This is a genomic window from Skermanella rosea, from assembly GCF_016806835.2.
Lineage (GTDB): Bacteria > Pseudomonadota > Alphaproteobacteria > Azospirillales > Azospirillaceae > Skermanella > Skermanella rosea.
The window spans coordinates 1,081,805-1,107,372 of record NZ_CP086111.1; the positions used below are offsets into that span (position 1 = coordinate 1,081,805).

The window sequence follows — 25,568 nt, forward strand, 5'->3', positions numbered from 1 at the left end:
CGATATACGTCATATTCATAGGCCTTTCCAGCAAAAAACAGCGGATAGGTCATGATCATTGACTAATTTGCCGGAGCCACCCCGGTTTGTCTGAAATTTGTGCAGGCCGCCTTCTCGGTTAGGTGTCAAATAGGTCCGAAATGGGACTATAGCCCAAGACCGCCAGCATCCTCGCGCCTTTACGCAACCGGTGACGCGGTGCATCAACACGCCAGGATAGGCAAAAAAAATGCGGGCTGGGAAGCCCGCATTTCCGAAGCGCCGGAACAGGACGGCCGGGATCAGGCGGTATAGCCGCCCGCGCGCTGCGAATAGCGCCCGCCGACGCGGAACCGGTCCAGGTATGTCGGGATGATGACCTCCGCCGCGGTCGGGTCGATGCCCAGGTCGTGGATCGTCGCCGCGCCCGGCGAGACCACGTTGTCCGACTTCAGCAGTTCCACCTGGTCGACCGTCAGCATGGGCTTGGGCAGCTTGCCGAGGATCCTTCCCTGGAGTTCCGCCATGGACCAGGAAATCGGGACCAGGAAACGCTTGCGCCGCGTCTCCGCCAGCACGAGCTCCATGAGCCGCCGGAACGTGTAGACCCGCGGACCGCCCAGCTCGTAGGTCTTGCCCTGGGCCTCCGGCAGCTCCAGGGCCTTCATGATCGCCTCGGCGACGTCGCCGACATAGACCGGCTGGAACCTGGTGTGGCCGCCGCCGATCAGCGGCAGGGCGGGGAAGATCCGGGCCATCGCCGCGAAGCGGTTGAAGAAATCGTCCTCCGGCCCGAAGACGATGCTGGGCCGCAGGATCGTCGCTTCGGGGAACGCCTCCAGCACCGCCTGCTCCCCTGCCGCCTTGGTCCGGGCATAGGCCGAGGCGGAGTTGGCGTCGGCCCCGATCGCCGAGATCTGGACGAAGCGCCGGGCGCCGGCCGCCTTGGCGGCGCGCGCGATGCGGCCCGGCGCGTCGGCCTGCGTGCCCTGGAAAGTGTTGGAGCCGGATTCGTAGAGGATGCCGATCAGGTTGATCACGATGTCGGCGCCCTGCACGGCGGCCGCGACCGAGGCGTCGTCGTTGATGTTGGTCGCGATCGGGATGATCTGGCCCACCGCGCCGTTCATGCGCAGGAAATTGGCTGTGCTCGGGTGGCGGGTCGCGACCCGGATCACCGTGCCGGTCTTCGCCAGCCGCTTGATCAGGTGGCGGCCGATGAACCCGGACCCGCCGAAAACCGTGGCTACCCGATACCGAAAGGACATCGATTTCTCCAAGCCTGAAATTGCCGGCGCCCCCTCTTCCGGCGCTGGGACCAGCGTCGCGGGGCTGTTGGGCAGTGCTTATAACGAAAGCGGGCGCGCGGAGCCAGCGCCGCGGCACCGGTGCGGCAGCGACGCCGCGCCGCCTCTCCCCGCCCGGGCCGGGAGGGCGTGAAAAAGCATTTGACAGCATGCCGGCCGGGCCATATATCCCGGTTCCACAACGCCCAGGTGGCGGAATTGGTAGACGCGCAGGTTTCAGGTACCTGTGGCAGAAATGTCGTGGAAGTTCGAGTCTTCTCCTGGGCACCAATTCCTCGGTAACGGCCGCTAGATCGCAGGCACCTTATCTCTACAAGGTGCACGTGGATCGAAGCGGCCGTTCCCGCTTCCGGGATGGACTGCAGTGCCCATAGAGCTTTACGACGGCGATCTCCCCGACGATTACGATTTCGGCGCCAGCGTCGCCATCGATACCGAAACCATGGGGTTGAACCCCGTCCGGGACCGCCTGTGCCTGGTCCAGCTCTCGGCCGGCGACGGCAACTGCCACATGGTGCAGTTCCGCCAGGGTCGATATGACGCGCCCAACCTGAAGCGGCTGCTGACCGACCCGGGCGTCACCAAGCTGTTTCACTTCGCCCGGTTTGACATCGCCGTCCTGCAAGCCTACCTGGGAGTCGTGTGCGAGCCGGTCTATTGCACCAAGATCGCTTCCAGGCTGGTGCGCACCTTCACCGATCGCCACGGATTGAAGGACCTATGCAAGGACCTGCTGGGCGTGGAGTTGTCGAAGCAGCAGCAATCCTCGGACTGGGGTGCCGCCGACCTGACGCCCGAACAGCTGAAATACGCGGCATCCGACGTGCTTCACCTGCACGAACTCCGCGGCAGGCTGGACGCCATGCTGGAGCGCGAGGGGCGCACCGGACTGGCGGCCGAATGCTTCCGGTTCCTGCCGACCCGCGCTGCGCTGGATCTCGGCGGCTGGGCGGACCAGGACATCTTCGCCCATTGACCCCTCGCCGGCGGCGGTGCCGCCGGGCCGGAGATGCACAGCATCCAGGCAGGATGTCATCGTCTGCGGCACTTTAGCGAGACCGCGGATTTGACCCGGTTCCGGGCGGTGGGCATACTGTCTTCGCCCAGGCCGGATCGGACCGGGCGCTTTCGCGCCCCTGGGACGAAATTCACCCGACGAGTGCAACCCGACGGGAATTTGCCCGAACAGACTTGGGAGTTAGCCAGCCTTGGACCATTCGACCGACCCCGACAGGACGCTCGCGCAGACGGCGCCGGTCGACGTGTTGCTCGACGGCGACATCGCGGTGGCCGGGCGGGTCCTTCGCCTGGAGGCGGAGGCGCTGATCGACCTCGCGGCGGGCCTTGACGCCAGCTTCGGCCGCGCGGTCGGGCTGCTCGGGCGCATCACGGGCCGCGTCGTGGTCACCGGCATGGGCAAGAGCGGGCATGTGGCGCGCAAGATCGCGGCGACGCTCGCCTCCACCGGGACGCCGGCGCTGTGGGTCCACCCCGGCGAGGCGAGCCACGGCGACCTGGGAATGATCGGGAAGGACGACGCGGTGATCGCGCTGTCCAACTCGGGCGACACGGCCGAGCTGGCGGACATCGTCGCCTATGCCAAGCGATTCCGCATCCCGCTGATCGGCATCACCCGGCGGGCGCACTCGTCGCTGGCCGAGCAGTCCGACGTGGCGCTGATCCTGCCGTCCAGCCCGGAGGCCTGTCCCCTCGGCCTGGCCCCGACCACGTCGACCACCATGATGATGGCGCTCGGCGACGCCCTGGCCGTGGCCCTGCTGGAGCGCCGCGGCTTTTCCGCCGCCGACTTCAAGGTGTTCCATCCCGGGGGCCAGCTCGGCCGGCAGCTGCTGCGCGTCACCGAGCTGATGCACAAGGGGGCGGAACTGCCGCTGGCGCCGATCGACATCCGGGTCTGCGACGCGATCCTGGTGATGACCGCCAAGAGCTTCGGCTGCGTCGGCCTGACCGGCCCCGACGGCCGGCTGGCCGGGATCATCACCGACGGCGACCTGCGGCGCCACATGAACCCCGACCTGCTGGGCCGTCCCGCCGCGTCCGTCATGACCGCCGATCCCAAGACGATCAGGCCGTCGGCGCTGGCCGGGGAGGCATTGGGCATCATGAACGCCATGGCGATCACCAGCCTGTTCGTCACCGACGACGGCCGGCCGGTCGGCATCATCCACATCCATGATTGCCTGCGGGCCGGTGTGGCCTGACGCCATGGTCCATCCCACTCCCGGCAGCCCCGGGGATCCCCGGGGCCGCGATCTCCGGGAAGCCTCCCCCCCGAACCCCCAGACGGACGGGCCCCAGGCGGACCACATGACGGCGCGCATGCGCCGGATCGGCCGGGCCGGCGGCGCCTATTCCTTCTTCGTCAGGTTCATGAAGGTGGTGCTGCCGCTGCTCGCCTTCGGCCTGATCGCCCTGCTGGCGGCGTGGCCCCGCATCCAGGGCGTCGAGCAGTCGGCCCAGCGGCGCGACTCCGGCGAACTCGAGATGATGCGGGCGCTCTATGTCGGAACCGACAGCCAGAACCGGCCGTTCTCGGTGACCGCCGACCGGGCCGTGCAGTCGACCAGCGAGCCCGGCGTGCTCGACCTCGTGCGGCCCCAGGCGGAGCTGACCCTCCAGGACGGCACCTGGGTCGCGCTTAAGGCGGACCGGGGGCGCTACAACGACCAGACCGGCAAGCTCCTGCTGCTCGGCAACGCCAACCTGTTCCACGACAGGGGCTACGAGTTCAAGACGGACGAGGCCCATGTCGACGTCAATGCCGGGAACGCCTGGGGCGACCTGCCGGTGACCGGCCAGGGGCCGTTCGGCGAACTGTTCGCCCAGGGCTTCCGCCTGTTCGACAGCGGCCAGACCATCGTCTTCACGGGTCATGCGCGGCTCAACCTGGCGCCCGGCCTGTCCGGTTCCAGCGCGCTTCCCGGCTCGGGCGCTCCTTCCGCCGAATCTCCGGCCGCACAACCCCCGGTTACCGAACCCCCGGCCGGCGCTTCCCCGGTTACCGGGGCGGGCGACCCGGTCATCCCCGATGCGCCGCCCCGCGTCGCCGAGCGGGCGCCCCAAGAACAGTCCATTCCGGAGCAGGTCGAGCGATGAACACGTGGTTTCGCAAATTGGTCCTTGCTTCGGGAGTCCTCGCTTCGGCGGCATTCCTCGGCATCTTGCCGGCCCTGGCGCAGGGGGTCGGCGGCACCGGCGGGGACGGGCTTCCCATCGCGGTCGACGCCGACCAGGCCATCGAATGGCACCAGGAACAGAAAGCCTATGTCGCGCGCGGCAACGCGGTCGCGAAGCGCGGCGACGTCACCATCGAGGGCGACACGCTGGTGGCCTACTACCGCGACATCCCGTCCGGCGGGACCGAGATCTTCCGGCTGGCGGCCGACGGCAAGGTCCATATCTTCTCGCCGGAGCAGAACGTCTACGGCGACCGCGCCGTCTACGACGTGGACAAGCAGGTCGCGGTCGTCACCGGGTCCGACCTCAAGCTCGTCACCCCGACCGACGTGGTGACCGCCCGGGACAGCCTGGAATACTGGGAGGCGCAGAAGCTCGCCGTCGCCCGCGGCGACGCCGTGGCGGTGCGCGAAGCCAACCGGGTGCGGGCCGACGTCCTGGTCGGGCTGTTCGCCGAGGGGCCCGACGGGACGCTGGAAATGACCCGCATCGACGCCCAGGGGAATGTCGTGATTACGACTCCCACCGATGTGGCGCGGGGCCGGGAGGGCGTCTATAACCTCAAGACCAACATAGCGACCCTGACCGGTGACGTGCGCCTGACCCGGGGTGACAACCACCTGAACGGCCAGACCGCCGAGGTGAACATGAACACGGGAGTGAGCCGCCTGCTCAGCACCGGGAACCGCACCGGCGAACGCGTCCGCGGCCTGTTCGTCCCCGGCCAGCAGCCGGGCGGCGCCCAGCCCGCACCCGCGCCTGCCCAGCCAGGATCCGCCCAACCAGAACCCGGAGGCACCGGCAATTGAGTATCCGGGAGTTCAGGAAGCCGGATCGTTCCGAAATCAGCGCCCCGTCCCCCCGGCCGGCGCTTCGGCCCGACGGCGGGCCGGCACCGCGCCTGGTCGCTGACAACCAAGGGCTTAGGGCGAGCAATCTCGGCAAGCATTACAAGAAGCGGCCGGTGCTGCGCGACGTCAGCGTCACGGTCCAGCGCGGCGAGGCCGTGGGACTGCTGGGGCCGAACGGCGCCGGCAAGACGACCTGCTTCTACATCATCACCGGCCTCATCTCGCCCGATTACGGCACCATCAGCCTGGACGGGCAGGACATCACGACCCTGCCCATGTACCGGCGGGCGCGCCTGGGCATCGGCTACCTGCCGCAGGAAGCGTCGATCTTCCGGGGATTGTCGGTCGAGAACAATATCCGCGCCGTGCTGGAGGTGGTCGAGTCGGACCGGGAAGCGCGCGAAGCCATGCTCGACGAGCTGCTGGCGGAATTCTCGATCTCCCACCTGCGCCGCACGCCGGCCCTGGCGCTGTCCGGCGGCGAACGCCGCCGCGTCGAGATCGCCCGCGCGCTCGCGTCCCAGCCGCATTTCATCCTGCTGGACGAGCCGCTGGCCGGAATCGACCCGATCGCGGTCAACGACATCCGCGAACTGGTGACCCATCTGCGCGACAGGGGTATCGGCGTACTCATAACTGATCACAATGTAAGAGAAACGCTCGATATCGTCGATCGGGCATACATTTTGCACGATGGTATGGTACTGATGGAGGGCGAGCCGTCGGAGATCGTGGCGCACAAGGACGTGCGCAGGGTCTATCTCGGCGAAAGGTTCAGCCTCTAACGACCTTCCTGGTACCATGGCGCTTACACAACGTCTCGATCTCAGACAGACCCAGTCACTCGTCATGACCCCGCAGCTGCAGCAGGCGATCAAGCTGCTGCAGCTCTCCAACATGGAGCTGTCGGATTATGTCGACCGGGAGATCGAGCAGAACCCCCTGCTGGAGCGCGACGAGGCGGAGTTCGGCGGCGGCCAGGCCAACGGCGACGGCACCGGGGCGCAGGGCGGGGCGGGCGAGGGGGCCCGCGAAGGCGGCATCGACCAGGCGGAGCCGGCGCCGGCCGTCAACGGCGCCGACCAGAGGCAGCTCGACACCCACGAATTGACCACGTCGGACCACATGGCCGGCGGGTCGGACGCGCCGCTTGACACCGATTTCGAGAATGTCTGGACCAACGGAAGCGCCGCCGACGGCGGCTTCGACGGGACCGAGGCTTTCGGCGACTGGTCGTCGAAGGGCGGCAGCGGCAGCTTCGAGGACGGCGACTACAATCTCGAGCAGACGCTGAGCGGCGAGACCAGCCTGCGCGACCACCTGATCGGCCAGCTCAACGTCGATATCGCCGATCCGGTGGACCGGCTGATCGGGCTGGCCCTGATCGACATGCTCGATGCCGCCGGCTACGTGACGGGCGACCTGGACGCCCTGGCCGAGCAGCTGAACTGCGAACTCTCCCGGATCGAGGCGGTCCTGCGGCGGGTGCAGCGCTTCGACCCGCCCGGCGTCTTCGCCCGCAGCCTGAAGGAGTGCCTGGAAATCCAGCTGCGCGAGCGCAATCACCTCGATCCGGCGATGCAGGCGATGCTGAACAACCTGGAGCTGCTGGCGGCCCGCAACGTCCCGGCACTGCTCAAGGTCTGCGGCGTCGATGCCGAGGATCTGTCCGACATGGTGGCGGAGATCAGGACGCTGGATCCCAAGCCGGCCCTGCGTTTCGACCACCAGGTGGTGCAGACGGTCACGCCTGACATCCTGATGCGGCTGCAGCCGGGCGGCGGCTGGCTGATCGAGTTGAACACGGAGACTTTGCCGCGGGTGCTGATCAACCAGCGCTACTTCGCCCAGGTCAGCGGCGAAGTCCGCAACAAGGCCGAGAAGGAGTATATTTCCGAGCGGTTCAATTCCGCCAACTGGCTGGTGAAGTCCCTGCACCAGCGGGCCAACACGATCCTGAAGGTCGCGACTGAGATCGTCCGCCAGCAGGACCTGTTCTTCGTCAAGGGCGTGCAGTATCTGCGCCCCTTGATCCTGCGCGACATCGCGGAGGCGATCGGCATGCACGAGTCGACCGTCAGCCGGGTCACGACCAACAAGTTCATGGCGACTCCGCGCGGCGTGTTCGAGTTGAAGTACTTCTTCACGTCCTCGATCAGCGGGGCCGACGGGGAGGCCGCCCACTCGGCCGAGGCGGTGCGATTCCGGATCAAGGCCCTCATCGACGGCGAGCCTCCGGAAGGCATCCTTTCCGACGACCGGATCGTCGAGATTCTCAAATCGGATGGGATCGACATTGCGCGTCGCACGGTGGCAAAGTATCGTGAGGCCATGCGGATCCCGTCATCGGTCCAGCGCCGCCGCGAAAAGTCCATGAGACTGTGAGACTGACCCCGGCGGATCTGCGGTAGAAGGCCGGACTCCGCCAATCCGGGAACGGTTGCAGCCATGAGGCTGTTCGTCAACTTTCGGGAGGCGTCACCTTCGTCACGGCCCAGCAGTGACGTCGCCCTGCATGATCCCATCTACGGGCCCAGAACTCCGGACAACCTACGTCATGCACCTATCCGTCAAAGGCAAACAGCTTGACGTCGGGGACGCACTGCGAACCCACGTCGATGAGAGCCTGACCGCCATCGTCGGCAAGTATTTCGGCCGTCCGATCGAGGCCAACGTGGTCTTCTCGCGCGAGGCCCACCTGTTCAAAGCCGATATTTCGGTGCATGTCGGCCGCAATATCCTGCTGCAGAGCAATGGCGAGGCCAACGAGCCCTATCCCGCCTTCGATACTGCCGCCGACAAGATCGCCAAGCGCCTTCGCCGCTACAAGCGCCGCCTGAAGGACCACCACAAGCATGGCGACACTGTCGAGGGGGCAGACGGCGCCGCAGCATTGGCGCCGCTCCCCGCGAGCCAGTACATCCTGGAAGCGGAGCCCGACGAAGCCCATATCGACGGGTATGACGAAGACACCCATGACGCAGCACCCTCCTCGCCGCAGGACGGCTACGACGGGCATCCCCAACCCGTGGTCATCGCCGAGATGACCACCGCCATCGACACGCTCACGGTCAGCGAGGCCGTCATGCGCATGGACCTGGCCGAACTTCCGGCCCTGATGTTTCGCAACCGCGCCCATGGCGGCCTGAACATGATCTACCGCCGGCACGACGGGAACGTCGGCTGGATCGATCCCAAAGGCACTGAGGGAGCCGACGCCTGACCAGGCGTCGCCATAAAAGCATATGATTGATCTGATCACGCCCCAGAGCATCATCGCCAACCTGCGCGCCGGCAGCAAGAAGCAGGCGTTGCAGGAACTGGCGAAGAAGGCGGCGGAACTGACCGGGCAGCACGAACGCGCGATCTTCGACGTGCTGCTCGAACGGGAAAGGCTCGGCACGACGGGCGTGGGGCATGGCATCGCCATTCCGCACGGCAAGCTTGCCAACCTGGACCGTGTCCATGGCGTCTTCGCCCGGCTCGAAAGGCCGGTCGATTTCGACGCCATCGACGACCAGCCCGTCGACCTGATGTTTCTGCTGCTGGCGCCGGAAGCGGCGGGCGCGGACCACCTCAAGGCCTTGGCCCGGGTGTCCCGCCTGCTGCGCGACGGAACGATGTGCGACAAGCTGCGCGGCTCCGACAGTGCGGAAGCCATCTATGCGCTGCTGACCCAGGGTGAGGCGAGTCACGCCGCCTGAACCGGCGGCGCCATCCCTTGGCAACAAAGACCCGCAGGCCGGCCGCTCCGTTCCCCTGGACCCGGCCGGCCGGCGGGCGACGGCCTAGCCGGTCAGCCCTGCCATTCCGGCAGTTTCCGCTCGAAATAGGCGATCGTCCGCGCCAGGCCTTCCTTCAGCGGGATCGTCGGCTCCCAATCCAGCTTCTCCTTCGCGCGGGAAATGTCCGGCCGACGCTGCGTCGGGTCGTCCTGGGGCAGGGGCTTGAAGACCATCTCGGACTTCGACCCGGTCATCTCGATCACCAGCTCCGCGAGCTGCCGGATGGTGAATTCCCCCGGATTGCCCAGGTTGATCGGTCCGATCACGTCGTCGGGTGCCGCCATCAGGCGGACGAAGCCCTCGATCAGGTCTTCCACGTAGCAGAAGGACCGCGTCTGGCTGCCGTCGCCGTAGAGGGTCACCGGTTCGCCCCGCAGGGCCTGCACGATGAAGTTGGACACCACGCGGCCGTCCTGCGGATGCATGCGCGGCCCGTAGGTGTTGAAGATGCGGGCGACGCGGATGTTCAGCTGGTACTGGCGGTGATAGTCGAAGAACAGCGTCTCGGCGCAGCGCTTCCCCTCGTCATAGCAGGCGCGCGGGCCGATCGGGTTGACGTTGCCCCAGTACGCTTCCGTCTGCGGATGGATCGACGGGTCGCCATAGACTTCGCTGGTCGAGGCCTGGAAGACCTTGGCTTTCACCCTCTTGGCCAGTCCCAGTATGTTGATCGCGCCGTGCACGCTGGTCTTGACGGTCTGGACCGGGTCGAACTGGTAATGGATCGGCGATGCCGGGCACGCCAGGTTATAGATCTCGTCCACTTCCACATAGAGCGGGAAGGTGATGTCGTGGCGGATCACTTCGAAATAGGGATTGTCCAGCAGGTGGACGATGTTCTCGCGCGATCCCGTGAAATAATTGTCGACGCATATGACTTCGCATCCCTCGCCGAGCAGCCGCTCGCACAGGAATGACCCGAGGAACCCGGCGCCACCCGTGACCAGCACCCGTTTTCGTCCATACATTCGGCCTTGCCCCTTTTTTTTGTTCCGGCGCAGTATGCCCGCGCCCCTGCCGACTGGCAATCGGCTGTCCCGGACCGGCCGGGATCGCAGACCCGGGGCGTGACAACCGCGCCGTTTGTGCTATCACTCGCGTCGAGCCGCTCAGTTCTGGAGAAACCGTTGCCAATCCCGTCAATACCGGCGAACGAACCGCTGGTCCTGGCCTTGCCGAAGGGGCGCATCCTGCAGGAGGTCCGGCCCATGCTGGACCGTGTCGGGATCGTGCCGGAGCCGGCTTTCGACGACGAGAACAGCCGCCAGCTCCGGTTCGCCACCAGCCTTCCGCATATCAGCATCATCCGTGTCCGGTCCTTCGACGTCGCCACCTTCGTGGCGTTCGGGGCCGCCCATCTCGGCGTCGCCGGCAACGACGTGCTGATGGAGTTCGACTATCCGGAGATCTATGCCCCGCTCGACCTCGGGATCGGCAAGTGCCGGCTCAGCGTCGCGGAACCCAAGGAGATGGTGGAGGGCGACGATCCGACGCGCTGGAGCCATATCCGCGTGGCGACCAAGTATCCCGAGATCACCCGGCGACATTTCGCCGCGCGCGGCGTCCAGGCCGAATGCATCAAGCTGAACGGCGCGATGGAACTGGCGCCGACGCTGGGCCTGTGCCGCCGGATCGTCGACCTCGTGTCCAGCGGCTCGACCCTGCGCGCCAACGGCCTTGTGGAGATCGAGAGGATCGCCGAGATTACATCGCGCCTGGTCGTCAACCGGGCCGCCTACAAGACCCGGCCGGAGGAGATCGGCGGCTGGATCGACAGTTTCAGGGATGCCGTTGATGCCGCTTGACCTTGACAGCCGCGACCCCGGGTTCGAGGCGGCCTTCGCCGGGCTGCTGGGCGCCAAGCGGGAAACCCAGGAGGATGTCCAGAACGCCGTCGCCGCGATCCTGGCCGACGTCCGGGAGCGCGGCGACGCCGCCGTGCTGGACTACACCGCCCGGTTCGACCGCGTCACGCTGACGGCCGGCACCATGCGAATCGCACCGGAGGAGATCGACGGGGCGGTCGCCTCCATCGATCCCGGCCTGCTCGACAGCCTGAAGACCGCCGCCGCCCGGATCGAGGATTTCCACCGGCGCCAGAAGCCCGAGGCCCTGTCCTACACCGACGAGGCCGGCGTCCGCCTCGGCGCCCGCTGGACGGCGGTGGGTTCGGTCGGCCTCTATGTTCCCGGCGGCACCGCGGCCTATCCCAGCTCGGTCCTGATGAACGCGCTGCCGGCAAAGGTCGCGGGCGTGGAACGGGTCACCATGGTCGTGCCGACGCCTGACGGGAAGCTCAACCCGCTGGTGCTGGCGGCCGCCCGGCTCGCCGGCGTGGACGAGATCTACCGGATCGGCGGCGCCCAGGCGGTCGGCGCGCTGGCCTACGGGACGGAGACCATCCGCCCGGTGGACAAGATCGTCGGACCCGGCAACGCCTTTGTGGCGGCGGCCAAGCGTCAGGTCTTCGGAACCGTCGGAATCGACATGATCGCCGGCCCGTCGGAGATCCTGGTGGTGGCCGACGGCGCCAACGATCCCGCCTGGATCGCCGCCGACCTGCTGTCCCAGGCGGAGCACGATACCAGCGCCCAAGCCATCCTGATCACCGACGACGCCGGTTTCGCCGAAGCCGTCAAGCGGGCGGTGGACGGGCACCTGAAGACGCTGCCGCGCGCCGCCATCGCGGGCGAGAGCTGGCGCGAGCATGGCGCGGTCATCGTGGTTTCGCACCTCGACGAGGCGGTGCCGCTGGTCGACCGCCTGGCGCCCGAGCACCTGGAACTGGCGGTGGCCGACCCGGACGCGCTGGCCGCCCGCGTCCGCAATGCCGGCGCCATTTTCCTCGGCCGGCACACGCCCGAAGCCATCGGCGATTATGTCGCAGGGCCGAACCACGTGCTGCCGACGGCGCGGAGCGCCCGGTTCTCGTCCGGCCTCAACCTGCTCGACTTCATGAAGCGCACGACCCTGGTCGGGTGCGACCCAGGCAGTCTCGGCGCCATCGGACCCGCCGCCGTGGCGCTGGCCGAAGCCGAGGGACTCGGCGCGCACGCGCTTTCCGTGTCGATCCGACTGAATGGAGCCCCCCGGTGACAGACAGCAACCACCGCATCGTTCATGTCGCCCTCGACGAGCGCAGCGTCGTCCGGCGCAGCGCCGAGGTCGAGCACGAACGGGCGGTGGCGATCTTCGACCTGCTCGAGGACAATCTGTTCCGGCCGGAGGAGTGCCCCGACTCCGGCCCCTATCACCTCCATCTCAGCATGGAGGACAACCGCATGCTGTTCGACATCCGGGATACCGCCGACCAGGACCTGAGCAAGGTCCTGCTGCCGCTGACCCCGTTCCGGACCATCGTGCGCGATTACTTCATGATCTGCGACAGCTACTACAAGGCGATCAAGAAAGCCTCGCCGTCCCAGATCGAGGCCATCGACATGGGACGGCGCGGCCTTCACAATGAAGGGTCGGAATTGTTGCGCGAACGGCTCGCCGGCAAGGTCCAGGTGGACCACAACACGGCGCGCCGGCTGTTCACCCTGATCTGCGTCCTGCATATCCGCGGGTGACGGGGGCGGAGCGGACGCACATGGATGACCCGAACAGCGCGTTCGACAGCGCCAACGTCACCAGCGTGCTGTTCGCCTGCACCTACAATGCGATCCGGTCGCCGATGGCCGAAGCGCTGATGAAGCACTTCCATGGCCACCGCATCTATGTGGACTCGGTCGGCGTGCGCGAGGGCGAGCCCGACCCCTTCGTCATCGCCGTGATGGACGAGATCGGCATCGACCTGTCGCGCCACCGCTGCAAGACCTTCGACTTCCTGGAGGACACCTCGTTCGACCTGGTGATCTCCCTGTCGCCGGAGGCGCAGCACCGGGCCGTCGAGATGACCCGGACCATGGCCTGCGACGTCGAGTTCTGGAACACCCTCGACCCCTCGATGATCGACGGCAACCGGGAGACCCGCCTCAGCTTCTACCGCCAGGTCCGCGACACGCTGAGCCGGCAGATCAAGACCCGCTTCCCGATCATCGGCGGCCCGACGGTCTGACAGCAAGGAATCCCCTATGGTACTCGCACTGGTGTTGCACAGCCTGGCCGCCGCGGTCTGGGTCGGCGGCATGTTCTTCGCCTACATGGCCCTGCGGCCGGCGGCAGGCGCGCTTGAGCCGCCCCAGCGGCTGACCCTGTGGCGGGGCACGTTCGACCGCTTCTTCCCCTGGGTCTGGGCGGCGGTGGCGGCCCTGCTGGTCAGCGGCTATGCCATGATCTTCCTGCATTTCGGCGGGTTCTCCGGGGCGGGCCTGCATGTCCATGTCATGCATGGCATCGGGCTGATCATGATGGCCCTGTTCGCCCACCTGTTCTTCGCGCCCTGGCGGCGCCTCAAGGCGGCGGTGGACGCCGCGGACTGGGCCGAAGGCGGGCGCAACCTCGGTCAGATCCGCCGGATCGTCGGCATCAACCTGATCCTGGGGCTGGTGACCGTGGCGGTCGGGTCCAGCGGCCGGTACTGGCCGATGTGATCCTTGCGCCGGCCTTACCCGACAGAAAGGGGTATTTCAATTCTGTTCGGCACACGATCGTGCTAGCATGCAGGACTGAATGCAGCTTGGCGGGCGGCGGATCGACGGCATGGTTGAAGATCATTTCGAAACGGCTCTCGATCGTCCGTCCATCAGGCATGGCGAAGATTATCCCCGCGTATCCAGCTTCGTTGAGGAGAGCTCCTCCGGAAGTGCCGAGCTTGCCCGGAGCGAAGACTCGGTCAAAGCCAAAGTCGACAGTCTTTTGTCGGAGGCTGGCCTGGTCCTGTCCGAACCAACCCAGCTCGAACGAATGGTCATGGCGATCAATCGTCTGGAGGGAACGGAGCAGGATGAGACGAACCGAGGCCTCGCTTTGCTGGTGCAGGAAGGAAAGCTCAGCCACCGTGAGGCTATTCTTCTCGCGGTTGCTCACGCAAAGCAGCGTTGAATCCTCTTCGACATGGCTGGAGTTGAAGACTCTCTCTGTGAAGAGCTTGTCCCTGAAGGCGGTTTGGACCCTTACGTCCAGCAATCGGGTGCCTTACGCAACCGCCTCGGTTTGACCGACCCTGGCGACATCAAGGACGCCGAGGCGGCCGCGGTCCAGTATCGTTCTCGGGAGGCAAAGAACTACCTAAAGGCCCAGACCCGCTTCACGTTCGATGTCTGGAAACAGGTCCACCGCATCCTGTTCCAGGACCTTTACGACTGGGCGGGCGAGCCGCGCTCGATCAACATGGGGCGCGAGGGAAAGATCGTGTTCAACACGGCGGCGGAGATCCCGGGGGAGGCCGCCGCCGTGCTCGATCGGGTCGAGCGGTCGGCCGACTTCGCCGCCGACATGGGCGCCTTCTATGCGGAGATGAATTTCCAGCACCCTTTCCGCGAGGGCAACGGCCGGACATTGAAGCTGCTGTTCTCGGCCATCGCCATTCGCCGCGGCATCCTCCTCGACTGGGGCCGGCTGAACCTGGAAGAGTACACGGGGGCGCTCGCCCATTGGCAGCGAACCCTGGATGCCTCCCGGATCCAGGCGGTGCTCACGGCCTCCGCCCGGCCGGCAGCCCCGGAAGACGCGTTCTGACCGATTTGGCTGACCGGATTGCCCTCATCTCCCGGCGCTTGTTGCCACATCCATAAGCCGTTACGCTTCCTTCCTGAAGCGCCGCCGTCAGAGCGGTCGAAACAGGGAGGAGGGCAGCGCCATGGCATCCGTCGGGATCGCCCAGGTCCGCAAGGCCTATGGGCAGCACGAAGTCATCCACGGAATCGACATCGACATCATGGACGAGGAATTCGTCGTGCTGGTCGGTCCCAGCGGCTGCGGCAAGTCCACGCTGCTGCGCATGGTCGCCGGGCTGGAGCAGATCACCGCGGGCGAGATCGCGATCGGCGGGACCGTGGTCAACCTGGTGCCGCCGAAGGAGCGGGACATCGCCATGGTGTTCCAGAACTACGCGCTCTATCCCCACATGACCGTCTACGACAACATGGCCTTCAGCCTGAAGCTGCGGAAGGCCGACCAGGGCATGGTCGAGAAGCGGGTGCGCGAGGCGGCCGACATCCTGGGGCTGGTCCCCTATCTCGACCGCTATCCGCGCCAACTCAGCGGCGGGCAGCGCCAGCGCGTCGCCATGGGGCGGGCCATCGTGCGCGACCCGCAGGTGTTCCTGTTCGACGAGCCGCTGTCCAACCTGGACGCCAAGCTTCGGGTTCAGATGCGGACCGAGATCAAGGCGCTGCACCAGCGCCTGCGCACCACCTCGATCTACGTCACCCACGACCAGGTGGAGGCCATGACCATGGCCGACCGCATCGTGGTCATGCATGACGGCCACGTCGAGCAGATCGGCACGCCGCTGGAACTGTACGATTTCCCGGCCAACACCTTCGTGGCCGGCTTCATCGGGTCTCCCTCGATGAATTTCTTCGACGGCACTTTCCGCCGGGACGGCCGAAGCGCCTGGGTCGAGACCACCGGAGGAGTCAGGTTCCCGGTGGAGCCGCTTACGCGGGCCGGGGACGGGCAGGCGGTGACCTACGGCATACGCCCCGGCCACCTCACCCTGGTGACCGAACCATCCGGCCCGGGCATCCAGGCCCGGATCCAGGTGATCGAGCCGACCGGCGACGACACCGTGGTATTCTGCCGGATGGCCGAGCAGGAAGCCTGCGCCATGTTCGTCGAGCGCCACGACTTCCGGCCCGGCGACATCATCAGGTTGATGCCGAAGCTGGCCAGCGGCCACGTCTTCGACGCCGCCACCGGGCAGCGTCTCTGACTTCCGGTCAGCCGTTGACGACCGACCCGCCGTTGGGGTGGAGGACCTGGCCGGTCATGTAGGAGGCGTCGTCCGAAGCCAGGAACACGTAGCAGGGTGCCACCTCCTCCGGTTGGCCGGCGCGGCCGAGCGGTACGTTCCCGCCGAACTGCTCGACCTTGTCCTCCGGGAAGGTGGACGGGATCAGCGGTGTCCAGATCGGTCCGGGAGCGACGCCGTTGACCCGGATGTTCTTCTCCGCCAGGGACTGGCTGAGCGAGCGGGTGAAGGCGACGATGGCGCCCTTGGTCGAGGAATAGTCGAGAAGCTGCGGGCTGCCCTTGTACGCCGTGACCGACGTGGTGTTGATGATCGAGGCGCCTTCCTTCAGGTGGGGCAGGGCCGCCTTGGTCAGGAAGAAATAGGCGAAGATGTTGGTCCGGAAGGTCCGCTCGAGCTGTTCGGCGGTGATCTCCTCCAGCGACGACTTGGGGTGTTGCTCGGCCGCGTTGTTGACCAGGATGTCGAGCTTGCCGAGCTGCTCGACCGTGCGGTCGACCGCCTGGCGGCAGAAACCTTCGTCGCCGAGGTCGCCCCGGAGCGTCACGCAGCGCCGTCCCTCGTTCTCGACCAGCTTCTTGGTTTCCTGGGCGTCGTTGTCCTCCGCCAGATAGACGATCGCGACGTCGGCGCCCTCGCGGGCGAACAGGACGGCGGTCGACCGGCCGATACCGCTGTCGCCGCCGGTGATCAGGGCCACCTTGTCCAGGAGCTTGTCGCTGCCCTTGTAGTCGCGCCGGGCGAACTGGGGCCGGGGAGTCATCTCGGTTTCGCGGCCCGGCTGCTGATCCTGATGCTGCGGCGGCTGCTGTTGCTCCGGTGCCATCGGAACTCCTTTTTACGCTGGCTTGCGATAGGGCGGGAACTGCCGTTCCAACAAGCCCGTTTCCGTTTCGTCTCGGACTGGCGGGGTATACTTCCTATGATAATATGCCAGGGTGCCTCCTTTAGGTTTGCTCCGCCTGCCCGGTGCATCCATAAAGTGACTTCAACCTTTTAAAGGATGCACCCGATGCACCTGCTCCGAAGGTCTGAGTTTCAGACAAACTGTTCATGTTCCAAACTGTCCTAGTTGTTGTCTTTTTGCTATGGAGGGCTTCATGAGCCAGCGGCACGAGGTCAAGATCGAGCAAGAGCTCCACGGCCTGCTCGACAAGGCGATGGGAACCGCCGACAACGATACCCTCGCCCGTCTGCACGACCTCCTGCTCTACATGAGCGAAGGTGCCGACCTGCTCGATTACAGCTTCGACATTCCTGACGGGTTGGAGCACAAGCCCATCTTCAAGCGCATGCTGCTGAGCCAGCAGCTCCTGAGCGAGACGCCCCTGGGGCGTGCCTGAAATCGTCCGATTCGGACTATCGACGGGTATTGATCGAGGGATGTAACCAAATCTTCACGGCACCGACCCGCCGGCCGCGCTATGTCCCGCGTCGTCTATCCTCAAGCGGCAAGGGGTGAGCCTGGGTGGCGGGTCTGGTTCTCGACGGAGTTACGAAGCGTTTCGGACAGGCGGCGGCGGTCGACACGGTCGGCCTCGCCGTCGCCAACGGTGAGTTCCTGGCCGTGCTCGGCCCTTCGGGGTGCGGCAAGACCACGCTGCTGCGGCTGATCGCCGGGTTCGAGCAGGTCGACGGCGGATCGATCACGATCGGCGACCGCCTGGTATCGGCACCGCGGCTCCACGTCCCGGCCGAACGGCGCCGGGTCGGCATCGTCTTCCAAAGCTACGCCCTGTGGCCGCACCTGACCGTCGCGGGCAATGTCGGCTATCCGCTGACGGTCGCCGGCATCCGGGGGCAAGCTTACGAGGCCCGCGTCGATGCCGCGCTCGACCTGGTCGGCCTCGGCGGGTACGGGGCACGCCGCCCGGCGGAGCTGAGCGGCGGCCAGCGTCAGCGGGTGGCGCTGGCGCGCTGCCTCGTGATGGAGCCTTCGCTCGTCCTGCTGGACGAGCCGCTGGCCAACCTGGATGTCCATCTCCGCGCCTCCATGGAGGACGAGTTCGCCGCCTTCCACGCCAAGACCGGCGCCACCATGGTCTACATCACCCATGACCAGGCCGAGGCGATGGCGCTGGCCGACCGGATCGCCGTGATGGACGGCGGCCGCATCGTCCAGGTGGCGCCGCCGCGCAGCCTCTATGCCGAACCGGCGACCGCGATGGTCGCCGGCTTCATCGGCAAGGGCGCCGTGGTCGAGGTGACCGTGCTGGAGGTCGAGGACGCCAGCGCCCTGGTCCGCATCGGCGATGGCACGGCCCGGCTCCGCTGCCGACCGGGGACCGCCGCCGGGCAGGCGCTCGCCTGCCTGCGCCCGGAAGGACTGGTCCCTGGCGGGGAGGGGCTCGCCGCGACCGTCCGGAGGGCGACCTACAAGGGCGGGGCGACCTCCCTCGAGGTCGTCCCCGACGCCCTGCCGGACGCAAGCCTGCCCCTGCTGATCGGCGACGGGCCGGTGCCGGAACCGGGAACGCCGCTGCGGGTCGCGGTCCGGGACGGCTGGGTGATCCCCGCGGCGCGGTGATCCGCGCCGCTCACGCCTGCCAGGGCAGCACGCCCGGCGGCAGGCGGCGGGCCAGCAGCGATGCGGCCAGCATGATCGCCAGGATGGCGGCGACCGCGATCACCGAGACGGCGGCCGCGAGCACCGTGCTGCCGCTCTCCTCCAGCGAATAGACCACGACCCCCAGGGTCTCCGCCCCCGAGGACCATAGCAGGATCGAGACCGTCAGCTCGTTGAACGAGGTGAGGAACACCAGGATGCCGCCGGCCGCCGCGACCGGGGCCGCCATCGGCACGATCACGGTGCGCAGGCGGTGGACCAGCCCGGCGCCGCACATCTGTGCCGCTTCCTCCATCGCCGGGTCCAGGGTGTGGAAGCCGGCGATCACCGGCCGGAGCGCCAGGGACAGGAAACGGGCCAGATAGGCCACCAGGATGATCCACACCGTGCCGTACAGGGTCACGTCGAGCAGCGGCAGCGGCCGGATGAACACCAGGATCGTCGCGATGCCGAGCACCACGCCGGGCAGGGCATAGGGCAGTTCCGCCAGCAGGTTCAGCACGCGGAGCACCCGGTTCCGGCGCCAGACCACGAAGTAACCCAGCGGGACGGCGACGCAGACCAGCAGCGCCGAGGCTCCCGCCGCCAGCAGGAAGGAGTTGCGGAAGGCCCTGCTGGTGGCGTCGTGGACCAGCAGCACGTGAAGATAGTTGGCCAGGGTCACGGACGCGGCGTCCAGCGGCGCCCCGTAGACGCGGACCAGCGACGTGGTGACCAGTGCCGCCAGGGGCACCACCACGATCATCACGATCACCAGCCAGCACGCCGCCTCGACCGCCGGGCGCAGGGCGCCGAGCCGGTAGTCGAGCGACCGGGCGGGAGATCCGACGGTGCGGAAGTCCCGCCGGGCGAGGAGCCAGCCTTGGAGCGCCACCCCGGCGAAGGCGATCAGGCCGACCAGCACCGACAGCACCGCCACATCGGACAGCACAGCCGGCCCGAACCCGGCCAGCCTCTGGTAGATCAGCGTCGGCAGCACGGTGATCCCCGCCGGGATGCCCAGCAGGGCGGGGATGCCGAAATTCCCGATGGAGGAGACGAAGGCGAGCGCCGTGCCCGCGATCAGCGACGGTGCCGCCAGCGGCAGCACCACGGTCGCCAGCACGCGCCAGCGGCCGGCGCCCGCCGCCTGGGCGGCCTCGACCAGCTCGCGCGGGATCGCCCTCAAGCCGGCCCGCAGGGCGAGGAAGACCAGCGCCGACTGCTCGATACCCATCAGCAGGACGATGCCGCCCCTGCCGTAGAGCGGGTTCGGCGTGCCGGGCGGCGGCGCCATGCCCAGGGTCTTCAGCAGGACGCTCGACGGGCCGAACAGGTGGATCCAGGACAGTGCCGTGATCTGCGGCGGGATCATCAGCGGCAGCATGAAGCAGAACACCAGCGCCGGCTTGCGGCGCAGGTCGGTCAGCCCGACCAGCAGCGCGAAGGCGCCGCCCAGCGCCACCGCCAGCGCGGTCGCCCCCAAGCTGAGGGTGAGGCTGTTGCCGGTCGCCCGCCAGGTCGCGGGCGAGGACAGCACGCGGGCCAGGATCCCGGCCGCCTCGCCGCCGCGCGGGGCCAGAGCCTCGGCGATCAGGCGGACCATCGGCAGCACCGATACGATCCCGACGAGGACCGCCAGCACCGCCAGCATCGCCGCGTCCGGCCGCGTCATTTGGCGGCCGGGCAACTCAAGGCCGGAGTGAAGAGCCATCAGCCGCCGAACAGGTCGGCGAAGGCCATCTTGTTGGCCTGATCCTCGGCCAGCGCCTTGGCGCTGTCGAGCGGCAGCACCTTGATCTCGCTCAGCCGGGGGAAGCCCTTGGGCGGCGCCACGTCGGGGTGCGCCGGCAGGAAGCCCTGGGCCGACGCCAGTTCCTGGCCCTCGCGCGACAGCAGGAAGGAGACGAATTCCTGCGCGGCCTCCGGATTGCGCGCGGTCGACAGGATCGCGACCGGCTCCGACACGGCGCTGACGCCGTCGGTCGGGAAGACGAACTCGACCGGCGCGCCCTTCAGGTTCTCGCGGATCGGAAGATAGTCGATCAGCACGCCGTACAGCTTCTCGCCGCCGGCCACGGCCGTCATCACGCCGCCGTTGCCCCGGACCGCGACCGCGCCGTTGGCCTGAAGCTTCTCGAAGTAATCCATGCCCAGGCCGGGCGCCTCCTTCAACGTCGCCATGTGGATCGCCGCGGCGCCGGAATAGAGCGGGCTCGGCATGCTGACGAGGTTCTTGGCCTCGGGCTTGAGCAGGTCGGCCCACGAGGTCGGCTTCATCTTGGCGTTCTTGTTGTAGGCGATGCCGGTGGTGATCAGCTTGGTGCCGAAATAGGTCAGGCCGGGATCGTACAGGCCCGCCTGGTAGTCGCCGACCGGCGCCTTCTCGAACCGGGCCAGCCGGCCGTCCTGCTTCAGGCTTTCCATGGTGACCGCGTCGGCGATCAGCAGCACGTCCGGCTGCGGCGACCCGGCCTGGAACTCGGCGCGCAGGCGGTTCATCAGGTCTGTGGTGCCGCTCCGGGTCCATTCGACCTCGACACCGGGATGCAGCTTCTTGAACTCGTCCACGGTCTGCTGGGCGTCCGCCTCGAGCTGCGAGGTGTACAGCACCAGCTTGCCGGACGCGGCGGAGGCCGCCGGTGCCCAGAATGCGGCGGCGACCGCGCCGAGCAGGCCGGCCGCGGCGCCGAGATACGTCTTCATGCCCTGTCTCCAACCTTCGTCTTTATTGCACTAGAAAGGCTTGAGACGGGACCATGGCCCAGATGGATGACGCCGCGGCGTCGTTTTCGTGAAGGATCGGTTACACGTCCGCGGCCCGGACGAGCCCGGTCAGGACGTCGGGATGTGCCTCATGGCCTGGCGCGCCCACAGGTTTTCCGCTTCGTCCAGCAGGTTCGCCGCGTCGTGCAGCAGGCTGTGGGTGCGCAGGATGTCGGCCTCGTGCCGCATGATCAGCTGGTCGATCCGCTCGGCGAGATCCGCTCCGGGAGTCGCCATCGAGACGCGCAGGCCGTGCATCCGGACGAAGCCGCGGGCGATCCGGTCGCTTTCCGCCTTGAGCAGGTCCAGCCGGTCGCGCAGCTCACCCAATCGGTCGCGGTGGATCGACTGTGCTTCGGATTCAGGTTCCAGGGTGAAGGTATCGGGTGCCATGATGCCGGTCTCGCGTAAAAAGCGGGGCGGGGGAGAACGGCGACACCTTGCCAGTTATGGTTAAAATCAATCTTAAGGCGTACCGTGGAGCCCTGTGACATTATTGGGGCACGCCGCGGGGCGATCCGGGCGCAGCTCCCGATCGAGGACTGCGCCCGGATCGCCGGGCCGCCTTACTTGGCGGCTTCGTTCAGGTAGGCGATCAGGTTCTTCAGGTCGTCTTCCTTCTTGATGCCGGCGAAGGCCATCTTGTTGCCGGCGATGAAGCCCTTGGGATCGGCCAGGTACTTGGCGAGGTTCTCGTCGTTCCAGGTGAGATTGGCGTTCTTCATCGCCGGGGAGTAGGCGAAGCCCTCCACGGTGCCCGACTGGCGGCCGATCAGGCCGTGCAGGGACGGGCCGACGCCCTTCTTGCCCGCTTCGAGGCTGTGGCAGGCCTTGCAGGCCCGGAAGACCTTCTCGCCGTCGGCAGCACTCTGGGCCGACGCGGCGGACACACCCGCCATCAGGGCGAGGCCGGCCGCCAGGCCGAACAACACTTGCTTCTTCATTCCGTGATTCCTCGTGGATTATGACCAGCTTTGGCCGGCACTCTGGAGAGTGCCGGCAATCTACACGAATGATCCATAAATCCGAGCGGCCAATCAGCCGCAGGCGGCGACCGCCCGCTTGGCCATGACCTTGACGAGGCTGGCCCGGTACTCGGCGCTTGCATGAATGTCGGCGTTCAGCCCGTCGGGATCGACCGTCAGCCCGTCCAGCGCCGCCGGGTCGAGGCCGCCGGCCAGGGCCTGCTCGGCCTCGGTCCAGCGGTACACGGACGGGGCGGCGCCGGTGACCGCCACCCGGACCCCTCCGCCGGTCTCGGCGACGAACACGCCGACCGTGGCGTAGCGGCTGGCCGGGTTGGGGAACTTGACGTAGGCCGCCTTGCCCGGCTTCGGGAAGGACACCGCCGTCACGATCTCGTTCGGCTCCAGCGCCGTCTCGAACATGCCGGTGAAGAAGTCCTCCGCCGCGAGGGTCCGCGTCGTGGTGCGGACGGTGGCGCCCAGCCCGACCAGGGCGGCGGGATAGTCGGCCGAGGGGTCGTTGTTGCAGATCGACCCGCCGAGGGTGCCGCGGTTGCGCACCTGGGCGTCGCCGATCCCCTCCGCCAGCTTCGCCAGCGCCGGAATCAGGCGCTTGACCACGGCGCTGGCCGCCACCTCGGCGTGCGGCGTGGTGGCGCCGATCACCAGGGCGTCGCCGTCCTCCCGGATGCCGCGCAGCTCGGCAACGGCCCCCAGGTCGACCACGTCGCTCGGCTGGGCCAGACGCTGCTTCAGCGTCGGGATCAGGGTCTGGCCGCCGGCCAGGATCTTGGCGTCCTCGTTGCCGGAAGCGAGCTGGGCGGCTTCGGCCAGCGTCGCCGGGCGGTGATACTCGAATGCGTACATGGCTCTTTTCCTTCCCGATCGCTTATTCGGCCGCCAGCGGAACGGAAGCGCCCTGGATGGCGCGCCAGACCCGCTCCGGCGTCGCCGGCATGTCGATATGCGAAATCCCCAGGTCCGCCAGCGCGTCCACCACGGCGTTCATGACCGTGGCGCTGCCGCCGATCGCTCCCGCCTCGCCGCAGCCCTTGACGCCGAGCGGGTTGTGGGTGCAGGGCGCCTCCTCGTGGTACTGCACGGTGAAGCTCGGCACGTCGTCCGCCCGCGGCATGCAGTAATCCATGTAGGAGCCGGTCAGCAGCTGGCCGGTGTCCGGGTCATAGACGCAGTTCTCCAGCAGGGCCTGCCCGATGCCCTGGACGATGCCGCCATGGACCTGGCCCTCGACCACCATCGGGTTGATCACCCGGCCGAAATCGTCCACCGCCACGAACTTCTCGATCCTGACGACGCCGGTCTCCGGGTCGATCTCGACCTCGGCGATCTGGGTGCCGTTGGGATAGGTGAAGTTCTTGGGGTCGTAGAAGGCCTGCTCGTCCAGCCCGGGCTCCAGCTCGTCGAGCGGGAAATTGTGCGGCACATAGGCCGACAGCGCCACGTCGCCGATGCCCAGGCTCCGGTCGGTGCCGGCCACGGTGAAGCGGCCCTTGTCGAAGACGATATCGGTCTCCGCCGCCTCCAGCATGTGCGCCGCGATCTTCTTCGCCTTGTTGACCACCTTGTCCATCGCCTTGACGATGGCCGAGCCGCCGACCGCCAGCGAGCGCGAGCCGTAGGTGCCCATGCCGAACGGCACCTTGGAGGTGTCGCCGTGGACGATCTCGACGTTCTCGATCGGGATGCCGAAGCGGTCGGACACGAGCTGCGCGAAGGTCGTCTCGTGGCTCTGGCCGTGGCTGTGGGAGCCGGTGAAGACGGTCACCGATCCGGTGGGGTGGAACCGCACCTCGCCGGATTCATACAGCCCCGCGCGGGCTCCCAGGGCGCCCGCCACGTTGCTTGGCGCGATGCCGCAGGCCTCGATGTAGCTGGCGAGGCCGATGCCCCGCAGCTTGCCGCGGGCCTTCGACTCCGCCTTGCGGGCCGGGAAGCCCTTGTAGTCGATCAGCTCCAGCGCCTGGTCCAGGTTCTTCTCGAACAGCCCGCAGTCGTATTGGAGGGCCACCGGCGTGTCGTACGGCATGGCCGTCGGCGGGATGAAGTTGCGCCGCCGCAGCTCGGTCTTGTCGATGCCCATCTCGCGTGCCGCGTTCTCGACGATGCGCTCGACCAGATAGCAGGCTTCCGGCCGGCCGGCGCCGCGATAGGCGTCCACCGGCACGGTGTGGGTGAAGACCGCCTTGACCTCGGCATAGATCGCCGGGGTGGAGTACTGCCCGGCCAGCAGGGTCGCGTACAGGTAGGTCGGGATCGACGGCGCGAAGGTGGAAAGATAAGCCCCCATGTTCGCCAGGGTGTGGACCCGCAGCCCCAGGAACTTGCCGTCCGCGTCCAGCGCCAGCTCGGCGTGGGTGACGTGGTCGCGGCCGTGGGCGTCGGACACGAAGCTCTCCGACCGCTCGGCCACCCACTTGATCGGCCGCCCGATCTTCCGCGACGCCCAGGTGACGATCGCCTCCTCGGCATAGTGGTAGATCTTGGAGCCGAAGCCGCCGCCGACGTCCGGGGCGATGACCCGCAGCTTGTGCTCGGGGATGCCCAGCACGAAGGCGCCCATCAGCAGGCGGATGACATGAGGGTTCTGGCTGGTCGTCCACAGGGTATAGTCGCCGGTGGCGCGGTCGTACTCGCCGATCGCGGCCCGCGGCTCCATCGCGTTGGGCACCAGCCGGTTGTTGATCAGGTCCAGCTTGGTGACATGGGCGGCCTTGGCGAAGGCGGCGTCGGTCGCGGCCTTGTCGCCCAGGTGCCAGTCGTAGCAGATGTTGCCGGCGGCCTGCTCGTGGACCAGCGGGGCGCCGTCCTTGAGCGCCGCGGTCGAGGTGGTGACGGCGGGAAGCTCGTCATAGTCCACCATGATCAGCTCGGCGGCGTCCTTGGCCTGGTCCCGGTTCTCGGCGATGACCACCGCGACCTGGTCGCCGACATGGACGACGCGGTCCAGCACCAGCGGCGGATGCGGCGGCTCGACCATCGGGCTGCCGTCCTTGGAATGGATCAGCCAGCCGCAGGGCAGGCCGTTGACCTTGTCGGCCGCGATGTCCTGCCCGGTGAAGACCGCGACGACGCCGGGTGCCGCCAGCGCCGCCGAAATGTCGATGCCCTTGATCCGCGCGTGGGCGTAGGGCGAGCGCAGGATATAGGCGTGGGTCTGGTTCGGCCGGTTGATGTCGTCGGTATAGGTGCCCTGGCCGGTCAGGAAGCGGAAGTCCTCGCGGCGCCTGACGGAGGCGCCGATGCCGGTGACGTTGCCGGTGGCGGGAGAGTTCGACATGGTTGCTGCCCCTTC

General features: G+C 67.4%; 27 protein-coding genes and 1 tRNA gene. 19 read left to right on the plus strand and 9 right to left on the minus strand.

Features of this window, described 5'->3' with window-relative positions:
* Positions 1–281: 281 nt before the first annotated feature.
* A complete protein-coding gene (locus JL101_RS05045; RefSeq protein ID WP_203099537.1) occupies positions 282–1,247 on the minus strand; it encodes a complex I NDUFA9 subunit family protein in 966 nt (321 codons plus the stop codon).
* A gap of 222 nt (positions 1,248–1,469) precedes the next feature.
* Here JL101_RS05045 and JL101_RS05050 point away from each other — a divergent pair.
* The 9 genes from JL101_RS05050 (at position 1,470) to ptsN (ending at position 9,039) form a co-directional block, all read left to right on the plus strand.
* Positions 1,470–1,556 (plus strand) — tRNA-Leu (locus JL101_RS05050).
* Between the two features lie 94 nt (positions 1,557–1,650).
* Positions 1,651–2,262 (plus strand): ribonuclease D, encoded by a 612-nt coding sequence (locus JL101_RS05055; protein ID WP_203099538.1) that lies wholly within the window; start codon positions 1,651–1,653, stop codon positions 2,260–2,262.
* Positions 2,263–2,548: 286 nt separating this feature from the next.
* Positions 2,549–3,508, plus strand: a complete 960-nt coding sequence (locus JL101_RS05060) for a KpsF/GutQ family sugar-phosphate isomerase (protein ID WP_203099612.1) — start codon at positions 2,549–2,551, stop codon at positions 3,506–3,508.
* Between the two features lie 106 nt (positions 3,509–3,614).
* A complete protein-coding gene (lptC, locus tag JL101_RS05065; protein ID WP_203099539.1) occupies positions 3,615–4,403 on the plus strand; it encodes an LPS export ABC transporter periplasmic protein LptC in 789 nt (262 codons plus the stop codon).
* Positions 4,400–5,293, plus strand: coding sequence for an LptA/OstA family protein (locus JL101_RS05070; protein WP_203099540.1), 894 nt, complete (start codon positions 4,400–4,402; stop codon positions 5,291–5,293). Before lptC ends, JL101_RS05070 begins: the two co-directional genes overlap by 4 nt.
* A gap of 92 nt (positions 5,294–5,385) precedes the next feature.
* Complete coding sequence (gene lptB / locus JL101_RS05075; RefSeq protein ID WP_211111236.1) at positions 5,386–6,120, plus strand: LPS export ABC transporter ATP-binding protein; 735 nt, start codon at positions 5,386–5,388, stop codon at positions 6,118–6,120.
* A 16-nt stretch (positions 6,121–6,136) separates the two neighbouring features.
* A complete protein-coding gene (rpoN, locus tag JL101_RS05080) occupies positions 6,137–7,720 on the plus strand; it encodes an RNA polymerase factor sigma-54 (protein WP_203099541.1) in 1,584 nt (527 codons plus the stop codon).
* Between the two features lie 172 nt (positions 7,721–7,892).
* Complete coding sequence (hpf, locus tag JL101_RS05085; RefSeq protein ID WP_203099542.1) at positions 7,893–8,558, plus strand: ribosome hibernation-promoting factor, HPF/YfiA family; 666 nt, start codon at positions 7,893–7,895, stop codon at positions 8,556–8,558.
* A gap of 22 nt (positions 8,559–8,580) precedes the next feature.
* The gene (gene ptsN / locus JL101_RS05090; protein ID WP_201073446.1) at positions 8,581–9,039 is read left to right on the plus strand and encodes a PTS IIA-like nitrogen regulatory protein PtsN; all 459 of its coding nucleotides are present in this window, start codon (positions 8,581–8,583) and stop codon (positions 9,037–9,039) included.
* 92 nt (positions 9,040–9,131) lie between these two features.
* Here ptsN and JL101_RS05095 read toward each other — a convergent pair whose 3' ends face one another.
* Positions 9,132–10,088: a UDP-glucuronic acid decarboxylase family protein gene (locus JL101_RS05095; RefSeq protein ID WP_203099543.1), complete on the minus strand. Its 957-nt coding sequence runs from the start codon at positions 10,086–10,088 to the stop codon at positions 9,132–9,134.
* Between the two features lie 159 nt (positions 10,089–10,247).
* Here JL101_RS05095 and hisG point away from each other — a divergent pair, with 159 nt between their 5' ends.
* The 8 genes from hisG to JL101_RS05135 all read left to right on the plus strand — a co-directional run bounded on the left by hisG (position 10,248) and on the right by JL101_RS05135 (position 15,940).
* Positions 10,248–10,925, plus strand: coding sequence for an ATP phosphoribosyltransferase (gene hisG, locus JL101_RS05100; RefSeq protein WP_211111230.1), 678 nt, complete (start codon positions 10,248–10,250; stop codon positions 10,923–10,925).
* Positions 10,915–12,216 carry a histidinol dehydrogenase gene (hisD, locus tag JL101_RS05105; RefSeq protein ID WP_203099544.1) on the plus strand — a complete coding sequence of 434 codons (1,302 nt, stop codon included), beginning with the start codon at positions 10,915–10,917 and terminating at the stop codon, positions 12,214–12,216. Before hisG ends, hisD begins: the two co-directional genes overlap by 11 nt.
* Positions 12,213–12,692 carry a UPF0262 family protein gene (locus tag JL101_RS05110; RefSeq protein WP_203099545.1) on the plus strand — a complete coding sequence of 160 codons (480 nt, stop codon included), beginning with the start codon at positions 12,213–12,215 and terminating at the stop codon, positions 12,690–12,692. The genes hisD and JL101_RS05110 overlap by 4 nt, the downstream gene beginning before the upstream one ends.
* Positions 12,693–12,712: 20 nt before the next feature.
* Complete coding sequence (locus JL101_RS05115; protein WP_201073431.1) at positions 12,713–13,180, plus strand: arsenate-mycothiol transferase ArsC; 468 nt, start codon at positions 12,713–12,715, stop codon at positions 13,178–13,180.
* A gap of 16 nt (positions 13,181–13,196) precedes the next feature.
* Positions 13,197–13,655 carry a CopD family protein gene (locus JL101_RS05120; protein ID WP_203099546.1) on the plus strand — a complete coding sequence of 153 codons (459 nt, stop codon included), beginning with the start codon at positions 13,197–13,199 and terminating at the stop codon, positions 13,653–13,655.
* A 79-nt stretch (positions 13,656–13,734) separates the two neighbouring features.
* Positions 13,735–14,106 carry a hypothetical protein gene (locus JL101_RS05125; RefSeq protein ID WP_203099547.1) on the plus strand — a complete coding sequence of 124 codons (372 nt, stop codon included), beginning with the start codon at positions 13,735–13,737 and terminating at the stop codon, positions 14,104–14,106.
* A gap of 111 nt (positions 14,107–14,217) precedes the next feature.
* On the plus strand, positions 14,218–14,742 hold the full coding sequence (locus tag JL101_RS05130) for a Fic/DOC family protein (protein WP_203099548.1): 525 nt from the start codon (positions 14,218–14,220) through the stop codon (positions 14,740–14,742).
* Positions 14,743–14,863: 121 nt separating this feature from the next.
* Positions 14,864–15,940, plus strand: coding sequence for an ABC transporter ATP-binding protein (locus JL101_RS05135; RefSeq protein WP_203099549.1), 1,077 nt, complete (start codon positions 14,864–14,866; stop codon positions 15,938–15,940).
* A 7-nt stretch (positions 15,941–15,947) separates the two neighbouring features.
* Here JL101_RS05135 and JL101_RS05140 read toward each other — a convergent pair whose 3' ends face one another.
* Positions 15,948–16,805, minus strand: a complete 858-nt coding sequence (locus JL101_RS05140) for an SDR family oxidoreductase (RefSeq protein WP_203099550.1) — start codon at positions 16,803–16,805, stop codon at positions 15,948–15,950.
* A 274-nt stretch (positions 16,806–17,079) separates the two neighbouring features.
* Between JL101_RS05140 and JL101_RS05145 the strand changes: the two genes are divergently transcribed.
* Complete coding sequence (locus tag JL101_RS05145) at positions 17,080–17,322, plus strand: hypothetical protein (RefSeq protein ID WP_203099551.1); 243 nt, start codon at positions 17,080–17,082, stop codon at positions 17,320–17,322.
* A 125-nt stretch (positions 17,323–17,447) separates the two neighbouring features.
* Positions 17,448–18,506 (plus strand): ABC transporter ATP-binding protein, encoded by a 1,059-nt coding sequence (locus JL101_RS05150; RefSeq protein ID WP_203099552.1) that lies wholly within the window; start codon positions 17,448–17,450, stop codon positions 18,504–18,506.
* A 10-nt stretch (positions 18,507–18,516) separates the two neighbouring features.
* Here JL101_RS05150 and JL101_RS05155 read toward each other — a convergent pair whose 3' ends face one another.
* The 6 genes from JL101_RS05155 to JL101_RS05180 form a co-directional block, all read right to left on the minus strand.
* A complete protein-coding gene (locus JL101_RS05155; protein ID WP_203099553.1) occupies positions 18,517–20,199 on the minus strand; it encodes an ABC transporter permease in 1,683 nt (560 codons plus the stop codon).
* A 38-nt stretch (positions 20,200–20,237) separates the two neighbouring features.
* Positions 20,238–21,230 (minus strand): ABC transporter substrate-binding protein, encoded by a 993-nt coding sequence (locus tag JL101_RS05160; RefSeq protein ID WP_203099554.1) that lies wholly within the window; start codon positions 21,228–21,230, stop codon positions 20,238–20,240.
* A gap of 129 nt (positions 21,231–21,359) precedes the next feature.
* Complete coding sequence (locus tag JL101_RS05165; protein ID WP_203099555.1) at positions 21,360–21,683, minus strand: hypothetical protein; 324 nt, start codon at positions 21,681–21,683, stop codon at positions 21,360–21,362.
* Between the two features lie 173 nt (positions 21,684–21,856).
* Positions 21,857–22,234: a c-type cytochrome gene (locus JL101_RS05170; RefSeq protein WP_201073409.1), complete on the minus strand. Its 378-nt coding sequence runs from the start codon at positions 22,232–22,234 to the stop codon at positions 21,857–21,859.
* Between the two features lie 93 nt (positions 22,235–22,327).
* The gene (locus JL101_RS05175) at positions 22,328–23,122 is read right to left on the minus strand and encodes an FAD binding domain-containing protein (protein WP_203099556.1); all 795 of its coding nucleotides are present in this window, start codon (positions 23,120–23,122) and stop codon (positions 22,328–22,330) included.
* A 22-nt stretch (positions 23,123–23,144) separates the two neighbouring features.
* Complete coding sequence (locus JL101_RS05180; RefSeq protein ID WP_203099557.1) at positions 23,145–25,553, minus strand: xanthine dehydrogenase family protein molybdopterin-binding subunit; 2,409 nt, start codon at positions 25,551–25,553, stop codon at positions 23,145–23,147.
* Between the last annotated feature and the right edge of the window lie 15 nt (positions 25,554–25,568).